Source organism: Roseibium sp. RKSG952 (genome assembly GCF_009711355.1).
Window position 1 is genome coordinate 1 of record NZ_SMMF01000500.1, and the last position, 1396, is coordinate 1396.

Sequence of the window (1396 nt, forward strand, 5' to 3'; positions counted from 1 at the left end):
CGACGGCAGGCGCGAAGCTGCAGGCGTCGCTTCGACAATAGATCCGGAAAGCTCTACAATACCTGCGGAGTAGTTTTCGATAACCCACCTGTGACCCCAATATGAAGTTGGGGTCACAGGCATGAAGAAGTGTCGAGCAAAATACTGTCCGGGAAGCAATTACTCCACGGGGTTGTCGGCAACAAACCGACAGAGATGTTCAGCAACACGGTCGCCCGCCTCCAACAGGATCGAGTGCTTTAACTTTGGCAGGATAAACAGTTCCGAGTTCGGCAGCGCCTGATCTATCAGGCGATTCAGGCGCGGATTGCAGCCCCCGTCATTTTCACCGGTGAGCACCAGGGACGGGGCCGTGACACGCTGCAGCCAAGATGCCATTTCTGTGCCCGCATAGATTCGGAATACATTCAGAAAAACATCCGGATCCGTTCCGATCACCTGCTTCAGCCGGTTTGCAACCACTTCCCGATGTGTCGCGATGAATTCATCGGTGAACCAGCGGGCGGTCAGGGTTTCCAAAACCTGCGGGATGCCCTTTTCTTCCATCGCATGCACGACCCCCCAGACCTTCGCGCTGTCTTCCTTGGTGCGAAAAGCGGCAGTAGACAGAAGCCCCAGCGAGTTAACGCGGTTCGGGTACTTCAATGCATAAGCTGGCCCGATCATGCCACCTAGGGAATGACCGGCGAAATGTGCACATTTAAACCCTGTCTTCTCTCGCACCCGCTCCAGATCGGCGACCAACTCGTCCAGACCAAATGGACCTTCCGGCAGCGGCGAGGTCCCGTGTCCGCGAAGGTCATAGGTTACGACGGTGAAATGGTCGGTCAAAATCGGCAGAGCCTTGGCCCAGGTATTGCGCGCCGCCCCGATTCCGTGAATCAAAAAGAGCGGTGGGCCGTCGCCCTGAACGGAGAATTCGCAGTCGATCACATCTGCCATCTATCAGCCCTCAATCCGGAAACTTGTCAGAGCAGAGCTGTCCGCCGGAACCCCAATCGCCTTTATCCAGATCTGTTATCACCACGTGTACACTTTGCGGCGTCCCTCCTGCTGCGTTGATAAAGGCATCCGTCAGCTCTCGGATAAGTGCCCGCTTCTGCTCTGGGGTGCGTCCTGAGAACATTTCGACACGAATTATTGGCATTGCGGTTCTCCTGTTGGGCCCTTCTGAGGGCGAACAACGTGGTATGCGCGCGCCATGTCGGCCAGGGTTCTCATACCCACGTCACTCACTGTTCTGACGCTGCCTACGACAACCGAATGAGTTCCATGGGTCATTGTCTGCTCGACTGTACAGGTGAAAGATGTGGCTCCGGCAACGCACCCGAAGGCGCCTCTGGTATTTCTATGCACTGGAACGGGTCCCTTTGGGCGTGATCAAACATCACTGAAA

2 protein-coding genes are annotated in these 1396 nt (G+C 55.9%); both read right to left on the reverse strand.

The features are described from left to right. Positions 1-159 precede the first annotated feature (159 nt). Positions 160-942, reverse strand: coding sequence for an alpha/beta fold hydrolase (locus E1297_RS01800; RefSeq protein WP_155133137.1), 783 nt, complete (start codon positions 940-942; stop codon positions 160-162). A 10-nt stretch (positions 943-952) separates the two neighbouring features. Further along, entirely contained in the window at positions 953-1192 is a 240-nt protein-coding gene (locus E1297_RS01805) for a 2-hydroxymuconate tautomerase (protein ID WP_368669434.1), read from the reverse strand. Positions 1193-1396 lie beyond the last annotated feature (204 nt).